This is a genomic window from Amycolatopsis ponsaeliensis (genome assembly GCF_030182635.1).
GTDB lineage: Bacteria > Actinomycetota > Actinomycetes > Mycobacteriales > Pseudonocardiaceae > Amycolatopsis > Amycolatopsis ponsaeliensis.
In genome coordinates this window covers 23,033-41,514 of record NZ_JAPZLD010000023.1, presented here as the reverse complement: position 1 = coordinate 41,514, position 18,482 = coordinate 23,033, and the positions used below count along the sequence as shown (strand labels likewise).

Here is an 18,482-nt window from a genome sequence, read left to right as displayed (position 1 = left end):
GCGTGCAGGAGCGGGCACGAAAAAGGCCACCCTCGGGGAGGGTGGCCTGCGAGAAGAGCGCGGGTGGGGCTACCGCGGCTTGCGGCGCCAGAGGCCGGTGACCACGGCCAGCGCGCGGGACCGCGGCGTCCGGGCCACGACCGGCTCCGGGCCGACGCGGCGGCGCATCCGGTAGGCGAGCTCGAGCACCTCGAGGTCCTCGGGCCGGCGTCTGCCGTGGACGTCCGGCCGGAGCATGAGCTCCCCCACCGTGACGGGCTTGCCACTGGCACGGTGCGCCGTGCGCGCCATCGGGAACCTCCGCTGATTTCGACCCACCAAGACCTGCTGGCTGCTGATTCTATGAATCTGTTTCGGGTTCGTCACCTTACTGACGAGTTGTGTCCAGTGTGTCCCGCGAACCGGTCAGCCGGCGCTAGCCTCGGCGCATGATCACTCTCGGGGGCCTCACCGCGGAAGACCGTCCGGCCTGGGAAAACCTGTTCACCGGCTACAACACGTTCTACGGCAGGACGCTCGCGCCCGAGCTGATGGACCGCGCGTGGCGCGAGTTCGGCACCGGCGAACGGATGCACGCGCTCGGCGCGCGGCTCGACGGCGAGCTCGTCGGCATCGTCCACTTCTTCACCCACGTCAGCACGACGTCGGCCGACGTCTGCTACCTGCAGGACCTGTTCACCGACGGCAAGGCCCGCGGGCGCGGGGTCGGCCGGGCACTGATCGAAGCCGTCGCCGACTGGGCGCGCGAGCGAGGCTGCGTCCGCGTCTACTGGCACACGCAGACCTCGAACACCACCGCCCGGCGCCTCTACGACCAGGTCGCCCTCGACAAGGGGTTCATGCAGTACCAGATCCCCCTCGATTCCTAGGGTCACCGGCGGTGGCGGCCACCGCCGCCGCAGCCGTGGTGGTACCCGCCGTCGTCGTGGCCGGCGCTCCACCCCCGCCACCACAGCGAGGGGTCCGGGATCTCGTGCCGCACCGGAGCCACCTGCTTCGGCGAGCCCTGCGGCTTCGCCTGCTTCAGCGGTTTCACCGGCAGTTTCGCCTTGCCGATGATCTTGACCGCTTTCGCGAGATTTCCGCGATGAGCGGGCGACGCTCCGGAATTCGATTTCGACTCCCCGGCCACCGGAACGATTCCGCCCGGTTCCACGGAAGGCGCTACGGATTCCGGAGCCGGCTTCGCGAGCGGGACCACGACGTCCGCGGGGAACGGCACCAGCGGAGCGGCCACGGGTTCCAGGCCGACCGGCGGCCAGTCCGCACCAGCGCTCCGCCCGGACGGCATCGACACCGCCGTGGCGACCCCGCCGGTCAGCGCCAGCGCGCCGGCGACGACGGAGAACACCCTCAGCCGAGCCAAGGAGCGCAGAGCCGGCGATTTCTCGCGGTGCCGCGCCCGCGTGTCGTCCATGCGGTGCCGGTCGTGCGTCGCGGCGGACCGGACCAGCAGCTCGGCCACGGTGACCGCCTCACTGCGCGGAGCCCTGCGTGCCATCAAACCCTCCACCTTGGGCCGTCCGGCCGCGGGCACCGCGTCCGGACGGCCGATCATAGGAACGGTCCCGGGTTCTGTAAAGGCTCGCTCACCCAGAGTTTCAGGCGAGCCGGCCGCCGCCGTCCACGTGCAGCACGGTGCCCGTGACGAACGGGTTCGCCAGCGCCTGCAGGGTCGCCGTCGCGACGTCCGCCGCGGCGCCCACCCGGCGCGCCGGGTTCGTTTCCGCGGTCCGGCGGAAGAAATCGTCCTTCCCGGCGCCGAGGCGGTCCCACGCGCCGGAGTCGACGATGCCCGGCGAGATCGCGACGACGCGGATCGGCGCGAGGTCGACCGCGAGCGCCTGCGCGAGGAACGCGACCGCGCCGTTCGTCGTGGCCATGACCGTGCGCCCGGGGGCCGGCCGCCACGCCGCGACCCCGGAGAACAAGGCGATGGCGCCGCCGTCACGCAACCGCGGGGCGAAATGCTTGGCCAGCATCAGCGGTCCGATCACCTTGGCGTCGAACGCCCGGGTGACGGCCTCCCGCTCGAGTTCGGTGACCGGCCCGTTCGCCGGCGCCCCGGCGAGCGAGACCAGATAGTCGAGTTCGCCCGCTTCGGCGGCAAGCGCTTTCAGCGACGATTCATCCCCGAGATCCGCGAATGCGGCGCGAATACCGGGAACGTCGATCCGCGCCGGATTCCGCCCGGCCAGGATGACTTCGGCACCCGCCGCGTCGGCGTCCGCCGCGATCCGGCGCGCGATCCCCGAACCACCGCCGACGACGACCAGCCGCTTTCCTTCGAACGACATTTCCGTGCTCCTTTCGTCTCGCACACCGGGAGTCAGCGCCCGAGGCGGCCGGAACAATCCCGTCGCGATCCGAATGTTTTCGATGGCTGCGATAGAATCGGCGAATGCCTACGCTGCGCGCGCTGGAGTGCCTGGTCGCGGTGCTCGACGCCGGATCGATCACCGAAGCGGCCGCCCGGCTGCACCTCTCGCAGCCCGCGCTGTCGCACCAGATCGGCGCGCTCGAACGGGAACTGGGCACGCCGGTGCTCGAACGGCTGCCGCGCGGGGTCCGGCCGACCGCCACCGGGCGCGCGGTCCTGGCCGACGCGCGGGCCGCGCTGGCCGCCGCCGAGCGCGTGGTCCGGGCCGGCCGCGCGGTGGCCGGCGGCGGCGAAGGCACGCTGCGGATCGCGTGCGCGGAGACCATGACCGCCGGGCTGCTCGCCCCCGTGCTGCGGAACTGGCACCGGCACCGCCCGGGCGTGCTGATCACGCTGACCGAGACGACGAGCGCGGACGCGCTGGTGGCGGCCCTGGACGCGGGCGAAGCCGACGTCGCCGTCGGGCCGCGGCCGAGCCGCTGGACCGGGCCGGCCGAAGTGGTGGGACGCGAAGAGATCGTCGTCGCGCTGGCCGCCGACCACCCGCTCGCCACCCGGGCGGCGGTACCGATGGCCGACCTGGCCGGGCTGCCGATCGTGCACTACCACCCGGACAACGGCCTCGGGGGCTGGCTCGACGAGCAAGCTGCACAGCACGGAACCGTGCTCGGCGCGGTGATGCGGACGAAGCAGGCGGCGACGGCGGCGCAGCTCGCGGCGGCCGGGCTGGGCGTCGCGCTGGTCCCGACGACGGCACTGCCCCGCACGTTCGCGGGGGCACTGCGGCGGCTGAAGCCCGCTCTGCACCGCGACGTCGTCACGTTCACCGCGACGCCGTCGGATTCGCTCGTCCGGCGGTTTTCTTCGGACGTGACGCACCGCGGGATCGCCGTACCCGGTGTCCTGCTGGACAAACTGTCCTCAGCACTGCGTTAAGTCTTGGTGAATGTGACAGATTCCCTACGAAGGTTTTGTGCCATCAGGACGAACTTCTCTTCGCGGCCCCGATTTCGCTGTGCCATTCGCCAAAGTTCGCTTCCATCGGATAGCTTGCTCCTACCGGTCAGTACCGGTGGGTGGGGCCGATCGGGTGAGGCGATCAGCGAAGATCGAGGGAAGCGGGGACGACCATGCCGAAGCACCGGCCACGTCGCAAGGGCACGCGTGGGGTCCGCCGCACCGCGGCCGCGCTCGCCGGCGGCGCGCTCGTCGTGCTGCCCACGCTGACCACCGGCCTGCCCACGCCGGTCGTCATCGCCGGCGCCGGCGACTCACTGCCCGACCAGGCCGCCCCGCTGCAGCCGCCGAACATCGTCATGCCGCCCATCGCCGTCGACGGCAGCCTCCCCCAGCCCCCGCTGCCGACACCGCTGGTCGTGCCCGGCGGGCACGCCGGCTCGGCGGGCATCTCCGGGCCGCTCGGCATCCCGGGGAGCATGCTCAAGGCGTACAAGAACGCCGCCGACATCCTCGCCAAGGAACAGCCGAACTGCCACCTCGACTGGGCGCTGATCGCGAGCATCGGCCGGATCGAGTCGAACCACGCGCGCGGCGGGTACGTCAACGCCAACGGCGACACCCTCGAGCCCATCCTCGGCCCGGTGCTCAACGGCGCCGGCGCGTTCGCCGCGATCCCCGACACCGACGGCGGCAAGTACGACGGCGACGCCGTCTGGGACCGCGCGGTCGGCCCGACGCAGTTCATCCCGGCCACGTGGAAGGGCTACGCCTCCGACGGCAACGGCGACGGCGTCTCGAACCCCAACAACATCTACGACGAGGCCTTGGCCACCGCGCGCTACCTGTGTTCCGGCGGGCTCGACCTCTCGACCGACGCCGGGCAGCGCATCGCGGTCCGCCGCTACAACAACTCCCAGTCCTATGTGGACACCGTCATGGCGTGGGCTTCGGCCTACCGCGGCGGCGTCGCCCAGCTGCCCGACAGCCAGGTGCCGATCGGCGCGCCCGACGCTCCGGACGCGGCCGCCGCGGGTGCGCCCGTCGGCGCACCGGCCCCGCCCGCACCGCCGGTGACGGCCCAGCCGCCGGGCTCGCTGCCGGGCACGGTGACGTCGCCGACCAGCACGCCGCCGTCGTCGTCGACCCCGACCACCACGCCGGGAACGCCGACCACGGACCCGACGACCACCCCGCCGTCGTCGTCCACGCCGCCGGAGACCACGAGCACCACCCCGACGACCAGCACGACGGCGCCGGCCAGCACGCCGGCCGACTCGGCGAGCACGCCCACCGAAACCACCACGACCACCACCACGGGGTGAGCCCGGTGGAGCCGTTCCTGGTGCACATCCGCTGCGACACCGACGGCTACACGCACGCCGTGACCGAGGACGAGTTCGCGGCGGGCCGGCGCGACGGGCGGTTCCGCGCGGTGTGCGGGCACGTGGTGCTGGCGGCGCCGATGATCGAGGCACCCGGCCGGTTCGACCCCGTCTGCCGGGACGTCCTGCGCGACGCTCCTGCCGAGCCGTCGGTGCCCCGGCAGGAACGCCGCCGGTCGAGGTGGCGCACCCGCCGTTAGCCGACCAGCGCCTGGATGCCGTCGAGCATGCGGTTCAGGCCGAACTCGTACGCCGTGTCGCCCTGGGCTTTCGCGCTCTCGTCGAAGCCGCCGCCGAGCCAGATGCGGTTCATCGCCGGGTGCGCGTCGACCACGAAGTAGTTCTCCCAGAACGAAGATCGCTGGTGCCACCAGGCCTCGGTCGACTGCCCGGTGCTGCGCTCGAGGCGAGTGTTCTCCGCGCCGAGCGCCGCGTTCGCGTCGACGTACGTGCCGATCCCGTTGGCCGCCGCGACGGCTTCCCGCGGCGGCAGGCCCAGTTCGTCCATGATGGAGAGCAGGTACTCCTGCCCGGCCAGCTGACCGGGCCCGAGCGGCGGCCGGACCCGCGAAACCTCGCACAGCCACGGGTGTGTGCGGTACGCCGCGCGCGTCCGCTCCGCGTAGAGCGCCACCTGCTCGCGCCAGTCCGCCGGACGCGGTTCGCCCGGCCCGGGCAGGCGCCGCTCGACGAGCACGTCGTCGACCATCAGGTCGATCAGCTCGGCCTTGCCGGGCACGTAGGTGTAGAGCGTCATCGTGCCGGCGCCGAGTTCCTTGGCGACGCGGTGCATCGACGCGGCGGACAGCCCGTCGGAGTCCGCGACCGCGATGGCCGCGGCAACGATCCGCTCGATCGTCAGCGTCGGGCGGCGGCCCCGGGTCGGCTCGGTGGCCCCGCCGCGGGCGCGCCAGAGCAGCGCGAGCGTCCGGTCGACCTCTTCGGCGCCAGTGCGTTCGGCGGTCATGCGCTCCCCTCGCTCCTCCGGGCGCGATCCTACCCGGGCCGGGCGTCCGACCTGGCATTCTGGAGGTATGACCGGACGCAAACCGCCCAAGGTCTCCTTCCGCTGGTGGGTCGACCGGCAGATCGGCGAGGCCCGCGAGCGCGGCGAGTTCGACGACCTCCCCGGCACCGGCCGGCCGCTGCCGAAGCCCACCGGCAACGACGCCGCGACCGACTGGGTGCTCCGGCAGGTCCGAGCCGGCGGCCACGACACGAAGGCGCTGCTGCCGCCGGCGCTCGCCCTCAAGCGCGAAGTCCAGGACCTGCCGGAGCGGCTCGCCGTCGAGCGGACCGAACGTCAGGTGCGGGAGGTCGTGACGGATCTCAACGAACGGATCCGCCAGGCCTACCTCAACCACCACACCGGCCCGCCGCTCACGGTCGCGCTGGTGGATGTTGAGGAAGCCCTCGAGGACTGGCGGCGCTCACGAGCCGCGTCGTAGCGGCGCCCGCTTCCGCCGCGGTCCACGCCGGCGTCGTGAGCACCGTGCCGTAGGGCAACTGCCGCAGCAGCTCCGCGGCCGGCCGCTCCCGGTCCCCACGTGCCGGGTCCCCACCGTGCCGGGTCCGCGGCGCCTGGTCTTCCGGCATCAGGGCGACCCGGGCGCACTCGCCGCGGGCTGCGTTTCGGAGGTCGTCCTACGCAGCCGTGCTGCGGGAACCGGGTGCTCGCGGCCTGCTGCGTCCCGGGGCGCCGGGGTCGCGCAGGCGAAGCGAATCGGCGGTCGTCCCCCTTCCTTTCCGAGACCCCGGGGTAGCGGAATCGGGACCCCTGCCTTCCGCGGGTAACAGCCCGATGGGCTGTAACCTGGTTCGATGAGAGGCCAATTCGTCGTCGTGCCGATCCTGGCGCTGATCCTGCTGTTCACCGTTCCCTGGTGGACGCTCGTCCTCGCGCCGGACTGGGGCACGGCGGCCACGATCGCCGGCACCGCGGTGTTCGCGCTGGGCCTGGTGACCATGCCGGTCGCGATGGTCCGCGGCCACGGGCGGCGCCAGCGTGACGGCGGCGCCCGCCTCGGCGACTCGCTGCTGGCCGTGATCTGGGTGCTGTTCAGCTGGTCGGTGCTGAGCCTGGTGCTGCGCGCCGCGCTGCTCGGCGTCGACGATCCGGCGCGGTCGCGGATCGTCGCGGGCGTGACCTTCGTGATCGCCGCCGGCCTGCTCGTGCACGGCAACCGCGTCGCCATGCGGGTGCCGCCGGTGAAGGCGACCGACGTCGTCATCCCGCGGCTCGGCCCGGGTCTCGACGGCCTGCGCGTCGCCGTGCTGACCGACACCCACTTCGGCCCGATCGACCGGACGAAGTGGTCGGAGCAGGTCGTCGCGGCGGTCAACGCCCTCGAAGCGGACGTCGTCTGCCACGCCGGTGACCTCGCCGACGGCGCGGTGGCGAAGCGCCGCAAGCAGGTCGACCCGCTCGGCGGCGTCCAGGCCGCACTCGGCCGGTTCTACATCACCGGCAACCACGAGTACTTCGGCGAAGCCCAGGCGTGGCTCGACCACATGGAAGGGCTCGGCTGGGACACGCTGCACAACCGCTCGACGCTCCTGGAACGCGGCGGCGACCGCATCCTGTTCGCCGGCATCGACGACCCGACGGGCGCGGGCTCCGGCCTGCCCGGCCACGGCCCGGACTTGGCTCGCGCGCTGGCCGACCGGCCCGCCGACGTCCCGGTCGTGCTGCTCGCGCACCAGCCGAAGCAGGTGCGGGAGGCCCGCGAAGCCGACGTCGACCTGCAGATCTCCGGGCACACGCACGGTGGCCAGATCTGGCCGTTCCACCTCCTGGTGCGGCTCGACCAGCCGACGCTGTCGGGCCTGACCCGGCACGGCCCGACCCAGCTGTACAACAGCCGGGGCACCGGGTTCTGGGGGCCGCCGTTCCGGGTCTTCGCGCCCAGCGAGATCACGCTCCTCACCCTGCGCTCGGCCTGACCCTCGTTCCATGAGGGGCACCCTCATGGCTCTTAAGTCCATGAAGGTGCCCCTCATGGCAGTCATCGATCCTCCCGACAAATTTTTTTGTCTTGACAGTTTCGATCGTCGGATGCCAGGCTGTCCGCCATGACCACCACCGCGATCCGCCCCCGCTCCCTCGCCCCTGCGACCACCCGCGGCCTGCTGACCTGTGGGGTCCTCGCCGGGCCCGTCTTCGTCCTCACCGGTGTCGTCCAAGGCCTGACCCGCGCCGGCTTCGACTTCACGCGTCACCCCGCGAGCGTCCTTTCCAACGGCTCGCTCGGCTTCCTCCAGATCACGAACTTCCTGGTCACCGGCTTGCTGACGATCGCGGCCGCGGCCGGGATCCGGCGCGTCCTGCCCGGGCGGTGGGGGCCGAGACTGCTGACCGTCTACGGCGTCAGCCTGCTCTGCGCGGGGGTCTTCCGCGCCGACCCGCAGGACGGCTTCCCGGCCGGCACCCCCGCCGGTCCGCCGGCGTCGATCAGCTGGCACGGGACACTGCACTTCATCGTCGGCGGCATCGGCTTCGCCGCCCTGGTCGCGGCCTGCTTCGCGATCGGCTCGCACCTCACCCCCGCGCGGGCGTGGTACTCGCGGATCAGCGGGTTGCTGTTCCTCGCGGGCTTCGCGGGCGTAGCGTCCGGATCGGCGAGCCCGGCCGTGATCCTCGGTTTCTGGGCGGCCGTGGCGATCGCCTGGATCTGGCTCGCCACCACCTCCGTCCACCTGATGCCGCGAGGAGAGTCCCGATGAGCACGACGGTTTCCGCCGACGGCACCGAGATCGCCTACACCCGCGCCGGCTCCGGCCCCGCGCTCGTCCTCGTCGACGGCGCGATGTGCTACCGCGGCTCGTCCCCGAACGACGCGCTCGCGAAGGCGCTGGCCACGCGCTTCACGGTGTACACCTACGACCGCCGCGGCCGGGGCGAGAGCGCCGACACCGGGCCGTACGCGGTCGAGCGCGAGGTCGAGGACCTCGCCGCGCTGGTCAAGGAGGCGGGCGGGGAGACGTTCCTGTTCGGCATCTCGTCGGGCGCGGCCCTGGCGCTCGAAGCGGCCCGCGGTCTCCCGGTGACGAAGCTGGCGCTGTACGAGCCCCCGTTCGTCGTCGACGGCACCCGCCCCCGCGTCCCGGCCGACTACCCGGCCCGCCTCGACGCGGCATTGGCCGCGGGCAAGCGCGGCCTTGCGGTCAAGATGTTCATGACCGAGGGCGTCGGGTTGAGCGGCGCGATGGTGGCGATGATGCGGATCATGCCGTTCTGGGCGAAGCTCAAGCGCGTGGCCCACACGATCCCGTACGACACGGCGTTCGTCGTCGACCACCAGGCAGGGACACCGCTGCCGGCGGCATGGCCGGAGGTGAAGGTCCCGACGCTGGCCGTGGACGGCGGCCGGAGCCCGGACTGGATGCGGAACGGTGTGTCGTCGCTGGCGAAGGTGCTGCCGTCGGCGGAGTACCGGACGCTGCCGGGCCAGACGCACATCGTGAAAGCCGCGGCGCTGGCCCCGGTGCTGGCGGACTTCTACCTGAGTTGAGTGACGATCCCTGCCGGACACCGAGCCAGTCGTCCGGCAGGGCGCTGCGGGCCGGGCACTACGGGAAGGGGCTGAAGACCGGGCAGGCCGTCGCCACCACCGCCGGGAACCTGCCCGCGAAGTGGGTCGTGCACACCGTCGGCCCGGTGTGGTCATCGTCCGAAGACCGCTCCGGGCTCCTCGCCGACTGCCACCGGAACTCGCTGCGAGTGGCCGGGGAACTCGGAGCCAAGACCGTCGCCTTCCCCGCCATCTACCGCTGGCCCCTGGAGCCAGCCGCCGCGTGAGGCCGCCATGACCGCCTTTCAGGCTCGTCACAACTCCCTTGCCTGAACGATCACCGACCGGGCAGGGTGCAGGCGTGCCCACCCGCGCCCTGGTCTTCGACTTCGACGGCACCCTCGCCGACACCGAGTCCGCCGTCCTGCAGTCGTGGCAGGAGACGTTCCTCGACCACGGCGTCGAGCTGCCGCTGGAAGCCTGGTACGCCGTCATCGGCACGCAGCACACCACGCACGCCATGTTCGCCCTGCTCGCCGAGCGCGTCCCCGGGATCGATCCCGAGGCGCTGCGGCCCGTCACCCGGGCCCGCGTGCTGAAACTCCTCGAAACGCTCGGCCCGCGCGATGGCGTCCGAAACTACCTGGAGACCGCGAAGGACCACGGCCTCAAGCTGGCCGTCGCCTCCAGCTCGTCCGGGGCCTGGGTGAACCCGCACCTCGAACGGCTCGGCATCGCGCGCTACTTCGACGCCGTCCTCACCGGGGACCTCCACAAGGCCAAGCCCGACCCGGACCTCTACCTCGCCGCGCTCGACGCCCTGCAAGCCGAAGCGACCGAGACCATCGCCTTCGAGGACACGCCCCACGGCGTCACCTCCGCCAAGGCCGCCGGGCTGACCTGCGTCGCCGTGCCGAACGCCATCACCGAGAGCCTCGACTTCGGCCAGGCCGACGTCGTGCTGCCGTCGTTCACCGCCAAGCCGCTCGAAGCCTTACTGACCCACTAGCCCGAGCAGCCGGTCCAAGAACGGCAGCTGGCCCTTCACCAGCTTCTCGCGCGCGACCTCGAGCGAGAACCACGCGACCCGGTCCACCTCGGGGAACTCCTGCTGCTTGCCCGAGCGCGGCGGCCACTCCATGGAGAACGTCCCCGGGACCACCGAAGCCGGGTCGAGGTCGCCCTCGACCGCCCACGCCGTGACGACCTTGCCGCCCGACTGCTTCACCTCGCCCAGCGGGATGTACTCACCCGAAGGTGCGGGCAGGCCCAGCTCCTCCTCGAACTCGCGGCGCGCCGCGTGCTCCGGCTCCTCGTCCGGGTCCAGCTCGCCCTTCGGCAGCGACCACGCCGCCGCGTCCTTCTTCGCCCAGAACGGCCCGCCCATGTGCCCGAGCAGCACTTCGACGTCCTCGCCCCGCCCGCGGTGGAGCAGGAGCCCGGCACTGCGTTTGCCCGCCATCAGCTCAGTCTGCCGAAACTCGCCGAAAAAGATCCGGCGGGGTTGTCGATCCGGGGAGAACCCACTCGACGCGTAGGCAGAAGGCAAGGAAGAACCCAGGGAAGGAACCCACGATGACCACCACGATCACCCCCAAGACCCAGACCGCCGCCACCCGCACCGAGACCAAGACCGCTCCGGTCACCGGCGTCGTCATCGGCGCCTCGCGGATCGTGATCTCGTTCCTGTTCGGCTTCCACGGCTTGCAGGGATTCGGCTTCTTCGGTGGCATCGACGGCCAGGGCGGCGGCGTCCCGTTCGGCTCGTTCCCCGGCTGGTGGGGCAGCGTCTTCGAGCTCGCGGGCGCCCTGCTGCTGCTCGTCGGGCTCGCCAGCCGGCCGGCCGCGATCCTGCTCTCGGGCGTGATGGCCTACGCCTACTTCACCGTGCACGCCCCGATGGGCCTGCTGCCGCTGCAGAACATGGGCGAGCCCGCCGCCGTCTACGCGTGGGTCTTCCTGCTGTTCGCCGCGATCGGCCCGGGCCGGTTCGCCGTCGACACGCTGATCAAGCGCCGCCGCTGACGAAAGGCCGGGTGCGCGGTCCGATCAGTAGCCGCCCTGGGCGGCTGCCAGGTCGGACCGCGCCATCACGTGTTCCATCAGGCTGGTCAGCACCTGCTTCGTCGACTCGCGCTCGCGGGCGTCGCACAGCAGCAGCGGGACGTCCATGCCGACGTCGAGCGCCTGCCGAACCTCCTCCGTGCCGTAGCGGTACGCGCCGTCGAAGCAGTTCACGCCGACGACGAACGGCAGGTTGCGGCGCTCGAAGAAGTCGACCGCCGCGAAGCAGCTGTCCAGCCGGCGGGTGTCGGCCAGCACGACGGCGCCGAGCGCGCCCTCCGCCAGCTCGTCCCACATGAACCAGAACCGGTCCTGCCCCGGCGTACCGAACAGGTACAGGATCAGGTCCGGGTTGATCGTGATGCGGCCGAAGTCGAGCGCGACCGTCGTGGTGGTCTTCTGCTCGACCCCCGAGAGGTCGTCGACGCCCTCGGACGCGGTCGTGATGACCTCTTCGGTCCGCAGCGGCGGCACTTCGCTCACCGAACCGACCATCGTGGTCTTGCCGACCCCGAACCCGCCGGCGATGAGTACCTTGACCGCGGTCGCGGTCAGGTTCCGCCGGGGGTCAGAGTTTCCGGATGCCATCAAGGACCGCCTGCAATACGTGTCGGTTGGGGGATTCCTGGGCCGGTGCCGCGGTACGGAACAGCACCAGGTTCTGCTCGATGAGGTCGCTGAGCATCACCTTGACCACGGGCAGCGGCAGGTCGACGCGAGCGGCCACCTCGGCCACCGAGACCGGCCGCTGGCACAGGGCGATGATGCGCGCGTACTCCGGTTCGAGCATGCCCGCTTCGTGCGCGGTGCGCAGCGCGACCACCAGCGTGATGAGGTCGAGCCCGAGCGTGTCCGACCGCGTGCGGCCGCCCGTGACCGCGTACGACCGGACCAGCGGGCCGGCCTCGTCGTCGAACCAGGCTTCGTGCCGCCCGCTCATGGCGACGTGGGCAGGACGCCGGCACCCGTCCGCGGGGCCGAGGTGAGCACCTGGCCGACGCGCTTGACCATCAGGTTCATCTCGTACGCGACCAGCCCCATGTCCGCGTCTTCACGGGCCAGCAGGGCGAGGCAGGCGCCCCGCCCGGCCGCCGTCACGAACAGGAAGGCGTGGTCCATCTCCACCATCGTCTGACGGACGTTGCCGCCGCCGAAGTGCCGTCCGGTCCCGCGCGCCAGGCTCTGGAACGCCGAGGCGACCGCGGAGAGGTGTTCGGCGTCCTCTTCGGAGAGGTTCCCCGACCTGCCGATGAGCAGGCCGTCCGAGGACAGGACCACGGCGCGGTCCGCCCCGGCGACCCGCTTGACGAGGTCGTCCAGCAGCCAGTCGAGCTCACTGACGCCTGAGTTGGCCATTACTCGTGCTCTCCGTACCTGTCGTCGTTCTCGGCTGGTTCTTCGTCACGGCCGCGGCGGGTGCCCTGCTGGAAGGCGGACAGCCGGCTGCGGGCGGCCTCCGGCGAATCCAGCCGGACCTCCTCCCGCTCCTGCGTGGCGGGCTTATCTTCCCGCAACTGCGGAACGAGGCTCTGCTGACGTCGCCGTTGCGGCAGCGGCGGGCGGCCCGGGGCCTCCGGGCGGCGCGGCTGCTCCGGCCGGCCTTGGGGCATCGCGGGCCGCGGCTCGGACGGCGGCCACACCGGCGGTGCGGCGGCCGGGCGGGCCGGGCGGGACGTCCGCACGGGCGGCACGGGCGGGCGCAGCGGGGCGACCGCCGGCTGCGCCTGCGTCGGCTGGCTGACCGGCTCGGACACGGACCCGACGGGGACCGGCGTCGGTGCGGACGGCGGCTGCGCCGGGGCGACCGGGGCCGGGGCCGTTTCGGGCGGTGCCACCGGCATCGGCGGCTCGGTCCGGTGACGGGCCGCCGGGCGGCGGACCGGGCGGCGCAGCGGCGCGACCTCGTCGTTCACCTGCTCCGGCTCGACCGGGTTCGGCACGAGCTCCGGCTTCGGCGGGGTGATCGGCTGCTCCGGCTCGGACTCGGCGAGCGGGGCAAGCAGGTCGGTGCGCACCAGCACGATGGCCCGGGTGCCGCCGTAGGCCGACTCCCGCAGGTGCACCTGGATGCCGTGGCGGGCGGCCAGCCGCGCGACCACGAACAGGCCGAGGCGAGGCTCGTCGGACAGCGCCATGATCCCGAAGTCCGGCGGGCTGGCCAGCAACGTGTTGATCTCTTCGGTCTGGTCCGGCTCGAGCCCGAGGCCCTGGTCCTCGACCTCGATCACGACGCCCTTGCCGACCACGTTGCCGCGCACCTCGACCCGCGACTGCGGCGGCGAGAACGACGTCGCGTTGTCGATCAGCTCGGCGAGCAGGTGCACGAGGTCGCCGACGACCGGGCCGCGGATGGCGATCTGCGGCAGCGCGGCCGTCTTGACCCGGGCGAAGTCCTCGGTCTCGGCGGACGCGCCGCGGACCAGCTCGGCCAGCCCGACCGGGTTGCGCCACTGCCGGCCCGGCTGCCCGCCGCCGAGGATGATCAGGTTCTCGGCGTTGCGGCGGGCGCGGGTGGAGAGGTGGTCGAGCTGGAACAGGGTGTCCAGCTGCTCCGGGTCCTCCTGCTTGCGCTCGGCCTGGTCGAGCACCTTGAGCTGGCGGTGCACGATGACCTGGCTGCGGTGGGCGATGTTGAGGAACACCGTCTTGGTGCCCTCCTTGATCTTCGCCTCGTCGATCGCGGCCGCGATGGCGGTCTGCTGCGCCTTGTTGAACGCGTCGGCGACCTGGCCGATCTCGTCGGTGCCGTGGTCGAGGAAGTGCCCGCCCTCTTCGAGGTCGACAGGCTCACCCGCCTGGACCCGGGCGACCAGCTCGGGCAGCCGGACCTCGGCCGCGTCGAGGGTGTCCTCGCGCAGCCGGTGCAGGCGGCCGATGAGCCGGTTCGACAGCCGGACGGCGACGAACACCACGAAGACCGCGAACAGGACGGCGATCACACCGGCGATCAGCGACTCGGTGAACGTCGAGTCGGCGTCGTTGATCGCGGCCTGGCTGGCGTTCGAGCTCTGCAGGACGAAAATGCCCGACAGCGCGTCGCCGACGAGCCGGGCACTGGTGCGCCACTGGTCCTGCGGCACCGGCAGCTTGGTCAGGTCACCGCGCAGGAACGCGGTCTCGACCTGGGTCACCGTCTGCCACGGCTGGCTCGCCAGCAGCTGGTCGTACTTCGCCTTGACCTCGGGGATCATCTTCGGCGCCGACGCGTCGAGCTGCGCGTGGTAGGCACCGACCTGGCCGACGTAGGTGCGGAAGTCCTCGTTGCTCAGCCCGCCCGCGGCGAGCCCGGCGGCGGCGAGCGCGTCACTGCGCTGCATCGACTCGGCCGCGGTGAACATCGGGATGGCGGTCAGCCGGTCGAACGCGTTCTGCGCGCCACGCGCGTTCTGCGCCAGTCCGGCCAGGCCGTCGGTGAACTGGTCGATGATCTTGTTGTAGAAGGTGTAGGCCTGGCTGATCTGGATCTGGCCGCTGTCGACCGCCTGGCGGGTCTGCGGCAGCTGCTGGAAGAGCCCGAAGAACGTGGCGATGTTCTTCTGGACGCTCGGCGGGGTGTCGTCGTAGCCCGCGAAGCTGTCCTTCAGGTACTCGATCGTCTTCGCGGCGTTCTGGTCCGTCTTGGGGCGGACGGCCGCGAGCACGGCCCGCTGGTTGCCCTGGCCCGCGAGCAGGCTCAGGGTCGCCTGGCGTTCCTGCTGCAGCGCGCCGAAGAACGGGATCGACGGAGCTTCCGAGCCCCGGATCCGATTGACGTAGTCACGGCCCGTCACCGCGTCGTAGATGAGGTAGCCCGCGAGGGCCACGCCGACGAGCAGGAGGGCAACACTGGGGATGAGCGCGATCGTGAGCACGCGCTTCCGAATCGAGGATCCCCGGTTGCGTCGAAGAGAAATCTGCTTCACCTGGGTCCGTTTTCCTTCCGGCAGTACATGGTTTCGGGTCGCCCGAGGCGGTCAACACCCGGATTCCGACCAGCCGGATCAACATCACCGTGGTCTGCTTCGCCCGCGACGACGGTATGCAGCCCTTCAAGGCGCGTCAAGTCCGTGGCGATAACGTGATCTTGGAACGGTGACCCGTCCACACTTGCTGCCTGCGCTTGGAAAGTCCACCACCGAAAGTCGTGACGTTCGTCCCAGCCCTGCTTCCGTTCCGTGCCTTGGATGCAGGCTGTCCGGTGGTGCGATCGACCCAAGCGCCGGGACCGGAGCCGCTACGTACGTGAGCGCCGGATGGTTCGGTGAGAAAGGTCACGAGCCCGCCACGACGACCGGGGTCGGCCGCTTCGTCCGGGCCTTGCCGTCTCCGCTAAGCGGAATTGCGCGGCATTCGACCGCCTCGCCACGGATTCACCGGACGGCGAGCCGGAATTCCCACCATTCCGCATGCGCGGTGGTTCAACCACTCCCCGTGGCACCCGCGAAAGGCCCGGAACCGGTTCCGCGGCGTCAGCCCCGGAACTCGGCGGCGAGGGTGTTCCAGAACTGCAGCTCGTAGCTCTGGAAGAGCCGGGCGTAGAGGTGGGCTTCGCGTTCGTCGAGCCGGCGCGCGTCGAGCCCGGCCTGGATCGCGGCGAGCGCTTGTTCCTCAATTTCCGGAACGTCCGCGGCGAAGAAGTCGAAGAACGCACACGCATCGTCACCGAAGCCGTAGTGCTCGCGCATGCCGGCGGCGACGTCCTTGCAGTACCGGCCGAACGCGGCGAAGTTCGCGAAGATCCCCGCCGCCGTCGCCGACGATTCGCCGTTCAGCGCGAGCCACGCGACGTACGCGGGGTACGCCTGGCAACCCGCGCGCGGAAGTTCCTTGCCGTGGTCCGGACCAGTGACCTTGATCAACGCGTCCAGCATCCCGTTCGCCTGCTGCTCTCCGGGCGCCAGTCCGCCGAAGAAGGTGCGCGCGTTCGGTTCGTCGGCGCGGGCGGCGAGCGCGTGGAAGCTCCGCCAGTCGCTCGACGTGATCCGCTTCTCTTCGGCGGCGAGCGCGGCGAAGACCGCGCGCGGTGCGCGTCCGGCGGTGATCAGCGGGACGAGCCGGTTGTCGTCGTCGCGCGGTGCGAGCTCCTTCTGGATCTCGTCGAGCAGTGCCCGTGCCGAACGCGTCATCGCTTCCCCCCGGAGTCGGTCGTCCCGTTCATTGAAGCGCGGTTCGCGCGCGGCCGCTCGTGTGCACTGTGGACGGTCGTGGGGACCTGACCGCGAAAGGCCGGGTAAAGGGGGCGTTTGACGTGGCCGCGATTCTCTATCCACCCGGCGCGGGAGCCAATACAGTGTGGCCATCCGCAGCACCCGAGGAGGCCAGCGTTGACCACCCCGTCCGTCGCCGAGCAGACCGAAGGCCTGACGATCCCGCGGCTGCTGCACCGCAACGCGGTCGACTACCCGGACCTGCCGGCGATCACCTCGCTCGACCTCGAAGGAAAGCCGACGCTCAGCTGGCTGGAGTTCCGCACCGCGATCGCGGAGGTCTCCCGCGGCCTGGCCGGGCTCGGGCTCGCCAAGGGTGACCGCATGCTGATCATGGCGCCCGGCTGCCCGGACCACATCGTCGCCGACCTCGCCGCGACGCACCTGTCCGCGATCCCGTGCACCGCCTACGCGACGCTCAGCCCGGACCAGATCCGGTTCGTCGCGCGGCACAGCGCCGCCCCGGTCGTGGTGCTCGGCGGCGAGTCCGAGCTGACGCGCTGGCAGCCGGTGCTCGAAGACCTCCCGGCGCTGCGCCACATCGTCGTCATGGACGAAGCCGCGATCCCGGCGGGCGACGACCGGTTCCTCTCCTTCGCCGATCTCCGCGCCCAGGGCCGGGAAGCGCTTGCCGCCGACCCCGGCGCGTTCGAGGCGTCCTGGCAGGAGATCAAGCCGGACGACCCGCTGTCCATGATCTACACCTCCGGCACGACCGGCGACCCCAAGGGCGTCGTGCTGTCGCACCGCAACGCGATCCACCAGGCGTACGCGGTGACGGAGCTGCACCACCCGCCGATGCACGCGACGAACATCGCGTACCTGCCGCTCGCGCACATCGCCGAGCGGGAGCTGTCGATCTACCTGCCGATCGTGTGGGCCGGCCACGTGCACACGCTCGCCGACCCGTCGGGGGTCGTCGGCGCGCTCGGCCAGGTGCACCCGGAGAGCTTCTTCGGCGTCCCGCGCGTGTGGGAGAAGATGGTCGCCGGCCTGAAGAACATGCTCGGCGGCGTGCCGGAAGACCGGCGCACCGCGTTGCTGCAGGCGAACGAGCTGCTGCAGCAGGGCTACAAGCTGCGCAGCGCCGGGCAGCCGGTGCCGGCCGAGCTCGCCGAGAAGATCAAGCAGACCGACGAGGCCGCGCTCGCCCCGATCCGCGCGCTGCTCGGGCTGGACAAGGTGCTGGTCGCTTCCAGTGGCGCGGCCGCCCTGCCGGTGGAGATCATCTACTTCCTGGCCGGTCTCGGCCTCGAGATCTGCGAGGTCTGGGGCCTGTCGGAGACGACCGGGGCGGCGACGTCGAACTCCGGCGAGGCGTTCCGCGCGGGCACGGTCGGCAAGCCGCTCGCCGACATCGAGGTGAAGGTCGCCGAAGACGGCGAGCTGCTGGTGCGCGGGCCGATCGTCTTCCTCGGCTACCTGCAGGAGGACGGGACGATCAAGGACGCCACCGACGCCGAGGGCTGGTACGCCACCGGCGACATCGGCACGGTCGACGAAGACGGCTTCGTGACGATCACCGACCGCAAGAAGGAACTGATCATCACCTCGAGCGGCAAGAACATCGCGCCGACCCGCGTCGAGGGCCTGCTCAAGGAGCACCCGCTGATCGGCCAGGCGGTCGCGATCGGCGACGACCGGCCGTACGTGACGGCGCTGATCGTGCTCGACGACGAGATCGCACCCGGCTGGGCCACGGCGAACGGCGTCGAGGCGGCGCCGGAAGAGCTCGCCGACCACCCGGCCGTGCGGGCCGAGCTGGAACGCGCGGTCGAGTCGGCGAACAGCAGGCTGGCCCGGATCGAGCAGATCAAGCGCTACCACGTGCTGCCGAAGGCGTGGACGCCCGAATCCGGCGAGCTGACCCCGACGCTCAAGCTCAAGCGCCGGGTCATCAACGACCGCTACTCGACCGACATCGAGGCCCTCTACGCGGCGACGCGCGACCCGGAGCCGGCCGCCGGCGCCTGACCCCACCCGGAGCTTTCACGTGAAA

21 protein-coding genes and 1 pseudogene are annotated in these 18,482 nt (G+C 71.6%); 12 read left to right on the top strand and 10 right to left on the bottom strand.

Annotation, left to right across the window (positions count from 1 at the left end):
• Positions 1 to 69: 69 nt before the first annotated feature.
• Positions 70 to 291 carry a hypothetical protein gene (locus tag QQ657_RS30695; protein ID WP_155541377.1) on the bottom strand — a complete coding sequence of 74 codons (222 nt, stop codon included), beginning with the start codon at positions 289 to 291 and terminating at the stop codon, positions 70 to 72.
• A 137-nt stretch (positions 292 to 428) separates the two neighbouring features.
• On the opposite strand from QQ657_RS30695, the gene QQ657_RS30690 reads away from it, so the two are divergent.
• Positions 429 to 869, top strand: coding sequence for a GNAT family N-acetyltransferase (locus tag QQ657_RS30690; RefSeq protein WP_284745745.1), 441 nt, complete (start codon positions 429 to 431; stop codon positions 867 to 869).
• Between the two features lie 2 nt (positions 870 to 871).
• Here the strand turns inward: QQ657_RS30690 and QQ657_RS30685 are convergent, their stop codons facing one another.
• Positions 872 to 1,501, bottom strand: coding sequence for a hypothetical protein (locus QQ657_RS30685; RefSeq protein ID WP_284745744.1), 630 nt, complete (start codon positions 1,499 to 1,501; stop codon positions 872 to 874).
• A gap of 100 nt (positions 1,502 to 1,601) precedes the next feature.
• Entirely contained in the window at positions 1,602 to 2,297 is a 696-nt protein-coding gene (locus tag QQ657_RS30680) for an SDR family oxidoreductase (RefSeq protein ID WP_284745743.1), read from the bottom strand.
• 104 nt (positions 2,298 to 2,401) lie between these two features.
• Between QQ657_RS30680 and QQ657_RS30675 the strand changes: the two genes are divergently transcribed.
• The 3 genes from QQ657_RS30675 to QQ657_RS30665 all read left to right on the top strand — a co-directional run bounded on the left by QQ657_RS30675 (position 2,402) and on the right by QQ657_RS30665 (position 4,922).
• Positions 2,402 to 3,316: a LysR family transcriptional regulator gene (locus QQ657_RS30675; RefSeq protein ID WP_284745742.1), complete on the top strand. Its 915-nt coding sequence runs from the start codon at positions 2,402 to 2,404 to the stop codon at positions 3,314 to 3,316.
• Positions 3,317 to 3,510: 194 nt separating this feature from the next.
• Positions 3,511 to 4,662 (top strand): lytic transglycosylase domain-containing protein, encoded by a 1,152-nt coding sequence (locus QQ657_RS30670; RefSeq protein WP_284745741.1) that lies wholly within the window; start codon positions 3,511 to 3,513, stop codon positions 4,660 to 4,662.
• Between the two features lie 5 nt (positions 4,663 to 4,667).
• Positions 4,668 to 4,922 carry a hypothetical protein gene (locus QQ657_RS30665; RefSeq protein WP_284745740.1) on the top strand — a complete coding sequence of 85 codons (255 nt, stop codon included), beginning with the start codon at positions 4,668 to 4,670 and terminating at the stop codon, positions 4,920 to 4,922.
• On the opposite strand, the gene QQ657_RS30660 is transcribed toward QQ657_RS30665, so the two are convergent.
• The gene (locus QQ657_RS30660; protein ID WP_284745739.1) at positions 4,919 to 5,689 is read right to left on the bottom strand and encodes a TetR/AcrR family transcriptional regulator; all 771 of its coding nucleotides are present in this window, start codon (positions 5,687 to 5,689) and stop codon (positions 4,919 to 4,921) included. The genes QQ657_RS30665 and QQ657_RS30660 overlap by 4 nt on opposite strands.
• A 67-nt stretch (positions 5,690 to 5,756) precedes the next feature.
• Here QQ657_RS30660 and QQ657_RS30655 point away from each other — a divergent pair, with 67 nt between their 5' ends.
• The 6 genes and pseudogenes from QQ657_RS30655 to QQ657_RS30630 all read left to right on the top strand — a co-directional run bounded on the left by QQ657_RS30655 (position 5,757) and on the right by QQ657_RS30630 (position 10,242).
• Positions 5,757 to 6,170 carry a DnaJ family domain-containing protein gene (locus QQ657_RS30655; RefSeq protein WP_284745738.1) on the top strand — a complete coding sequence of 138 codons (414 nt, stop codon included), beginning with the start codon at positions 5,757 to 5,759 and terminating at the stop codon, positions 6,168 to 6,170.
• Between the two features lie 373 nt (positions 6,171 to 6,543).
• Entirely contained in the window at positions 6,544 to 7,665 is a 1,122-nt protein-coding gene (locus tag QQ657_RS30650) for a metallophosphoesterase (RefSeq protein WP_284745737.1), read from the top strand.
• Between the two features lie 129 nt (positions 7,666 to 7,794).
• Positions 7,795 to 8,445 carry a DUF998 domain-containing protein gene (locus tag QQ657_RS30645; RefSeq protein WP_284745736.1) on the top strand — a complete coding sequence of 217 codons (651 nt, stop codon included), beginning with the start codon at positions 7,795 to 7,797 and terminating at the stop codon, positions 8,443 to 8,445.
• Positions 8,442 to 9,233, top strand: coding sequence for an alpha/beta fold hydrolase (locus QQ657_RS30640; RefSeq protein WP_284745735.1), 792 nt, complete (start codon positions 8,442 to 8,444; stop codon positions 9,231 to 9,233). Before QQ657_RS30645 ends, QQ657_RS30640 begins: the two co-directional genes overlap by 4 nt.
• 38 nt (positions 9,234 to 9,271) lie before the next feature.
• A pseudogene (locus QQ657_RS30635) lies at positions 9,272 to 9,514 on the top strand (macro domain-containing protein); the annotation flags it as partial.
• A gap of 80 nt (positions 9,515 to 9,594) precedes the next feature.
• Entirely contained in the window at positions 9,595 to 10,242 is a 648-nt protein-coding gene (locus tag QQ657_RS30630; protein ID WP_284745734.1) for an HAD family hydrolase, read from the top strand.
• Here the strand turns inward: QQ657_RS30630 and QQ657_RS30625 are convergent.
• The gene (locus tag QQ657_RS30625) at positions 10,228 to 10,695 is read right to left on the bottom strand and encodes an NUDIX hydrolase (RefSeq protein WP_284745733.1); all 468 of its coding nucleotides are present in this window, start codon (positions 10,693 to 10,695) and stop codon (positions 10,228 to 10,230) included. The genes QQ657_RS30630 and QQ657_RS30625 overlap by 15 nt on opposite strands.
• Before the next feature lie 113 nt (positions 10,696 to 10,808).
• Between QQ657_RS30625 and QQ657_RS30620 the strand changes: the two genes are divergently transcribed.
• The gene (locus tag QQ657_RS30620) at positions 10,809 to 11,258 is read left to right on the top strand and encodes a DoxX family protein (RefSeq protein WP_284745732.1); all 450 of its coding nucleotides are present in this window, start codon (positions 10,809 to 10,811) and stop codon (positions 11,256 to 11,258) included.
• Between the two features lie 24 nt (positions 11,259 to 11,282).
• Here the strand turns inward: QQ657_RS30620 and QQ657_RS30615 are convergent, their stop codons facing one another.
• From QQ657_RS30615 to QQ657_RS30595, 5 genes are all read right to left on the bottom strand, one after another.
• Entirely contained in the window at positions 11,283 to 11,885 is a 603-nt protein-coding gene (locus tag QQ657_RS30615; RefSeq protein WP_004561734.1) for a GTP-binding protein, read from the bottom strand.
• Positions 11,866 to 12,237: a DUF742 domain-containing protein gene (locus QQ657_RS30610; RefSeq protein WP_155541361.1), complete on the bottom strand. Its 372-nt coding sequence runs from the start codon at positions 12,235 to 12,237 to the stop codon at positions 11,866 to 11,868. Before QQ657_RS30610 ends, QQ657_RS30615 begins: the two co-directional genes overlap by 20 nt.
• A complete protein-coding gene (locus QQ657_RS30605) occupies positions 12,234 to 12,653 on the bottom strand; it encodes a roadblock/LC7 domain-containing protein (RefSeq protein WP_284745731.1) in 420 nt (139 codons plus the stop codon). Before QQ657_RS30605 ends, QQ657_RS30610 begins: the two co-directional genes overlap by 4 nt.
• Complete coding sequence (locus tag QQ657_RS30600; RefSeq protein WP_284745730.1) at positions 12,653 to 15,148, bottom strand: sensor histidine kinase; 2,496 nt, start codon at positions 15,146 to 15,148, stop codon at positions 12,653 to 12,655. Before QQ657_RS30600 ends, QQ657_RS30605 begins: the two co-directional genes overlap by 1 nt.
• Positions 15,149 to 15,745: 597 nt before the next feature.
• The gene (locus QQ657_RS30595) at positions 15,746 to 16,402 is read right to left on the bottom strand and encodes a transcriptional regulator (protein WP_284745729.1); all 657 of its coding nucleotides are present in this window, start codon (positions 16,400 to 16,402) and stop codon (positions 15,746 to 15,748) included.
• 198 nt (positions 16,403 to 16,600) lie between these two features.
• Here QQ657_RS30595 and QQ657_RS30590 point away from each other — a divergent pair, with 198 nt between their 5' ends.
• Complete coding sequence (locus tag QQ657_RS30590; protein WP_284745728.1) at positions 16,601 to 18,457, top strand: AMP-dependent synthetase/ligase; 1,857 nt, start codon at positions 16,601 to 16,603, stop codon at positions 18,455 to 18,457.
• The last annotated feature ends 25 nt before the right edge of the window (positions 18,458 to 18,482 follow it).

Bases quoted from the DNA above. Each gene is read 5' to 3' on its own strand.
- QQ657_RS30645 (WP_284745736.1), top strand. From the start codon at position 7,795: ATGACCACCACCGCGATCCGCCCCCGCTCCCTCGCCCCTGCGACCACC.
- QQ657_RS30660 (WP_284745739.1), bottom strand. From the start codon at position 5,689: ATGACCGCCGAACGCACTGGCGCCGAAGAGGTCGACCGGACGCTCGCG.
- QQ657_RS30670 (WP_284745741.1), top strand. From the start codon at position 3,511: ATGCCGAAGCACCGGCCACGTCGCAAGGGCACGCGTGGGGTCCGCCGC.
- QQ657_RS30640 (WP_284745735.1), top strand. From the start codon at position 8,442: ATGAGCACGACGGTTTCCGCCGACGGCACCGAGATCGCCTACACCCGC.
- QQ657_RS30685 (WP_284745744.1), bottom strand. From the start codon at position 1,501: ATGGCACGCAGGGCTCCGCGCAGTGAGGCGGTCACCGTGGCCGAGCTG.
- QQ657_RS30680 (WP_284745743.1), bottom strand. From the start codon at position 2,297: ATGTCGTTCGAAGGAAAGCGGCTGGTCGTCGTCGGCGGTGGTTCGGGG.
- QQ657_RS30610 (WP_155541361.1), bottom strand. From the start codon at position 12,237: ATGAGCGGGCGGCACGAAGCCTGGTTCGACGACGAGGCCGGCCCGCTG.
- QQ657_RS30650 (WP_284745737.1), top strand. From the start codon at position 6,544: ATGAGAGGCCAATTCGTCGTCGTGCCGATCCTGGCGCTGATCCTGCTG.
- QQ657_RS30690 (WP_284745745.1), top strand. From the start codon at position 429: ATGATCACTCTCGGGGGCCTCACCGCGGAAGACCGTCCGGCCTGGGAA.
- QQ657_RS30695 (WP_155541377.1), bottom strand. From the start codon at position 291: ATGGCGCGCACGGCGCACCGTGCCAGTGGCAAGCCCGTCACGGTGGGG.
- QQ657_RS30615 (WP_004561734.1), bottom strand. From the start codon at position 11,885: ATGGCATCCGGAAACTCTGACCCCCGGCGGAACCTGACCGCGACCGCG.
- QQ657_RS30595 (WP_284745729.1), bottom strand. From the start codon at position 16,402: ATGACGCGTTCGGCACGGGCACTGCTCGACGAGATCCAGAAGGAGCTC.
- QQ657_RS30655 (WP_284745738.1), top strand. From the start codon at position 5,757: ATGACCGGACGCAAACCGCCCAAGGTCTCCTTCCGCTGGTGGGTCGAC.
- QQ657_RS30605 (WP_284745731.1), bottom strand. From the start codon at position 12,653: ATGGCCAACTCAGGCGTCAGTGAGCTCGACTGGCTGCTGGACGACCTC.
- QQ657_RS30625 (WP_284745733.1), bottom strand. From the start codon at position 10,695: ATGGCGGGCAAACGCAGTGCCGGGCTCCTGCTCCACCGCGGGCGGGGC.
- QQ657_RS30675 (WP_284745742.1), top strand. From the start codon at position 2,402: ATGCCTACGCTGCGCGCGCTGGAGTGCCTGGTCGCGGTGCTCGACGCC.
- QQ657_RS30620 (WP_284745732.1), top strand. From the start codon at position 10,809: ATGACCACCACGATCACCCCCAAGACCCAGACCGCCGCCACCCGCACC.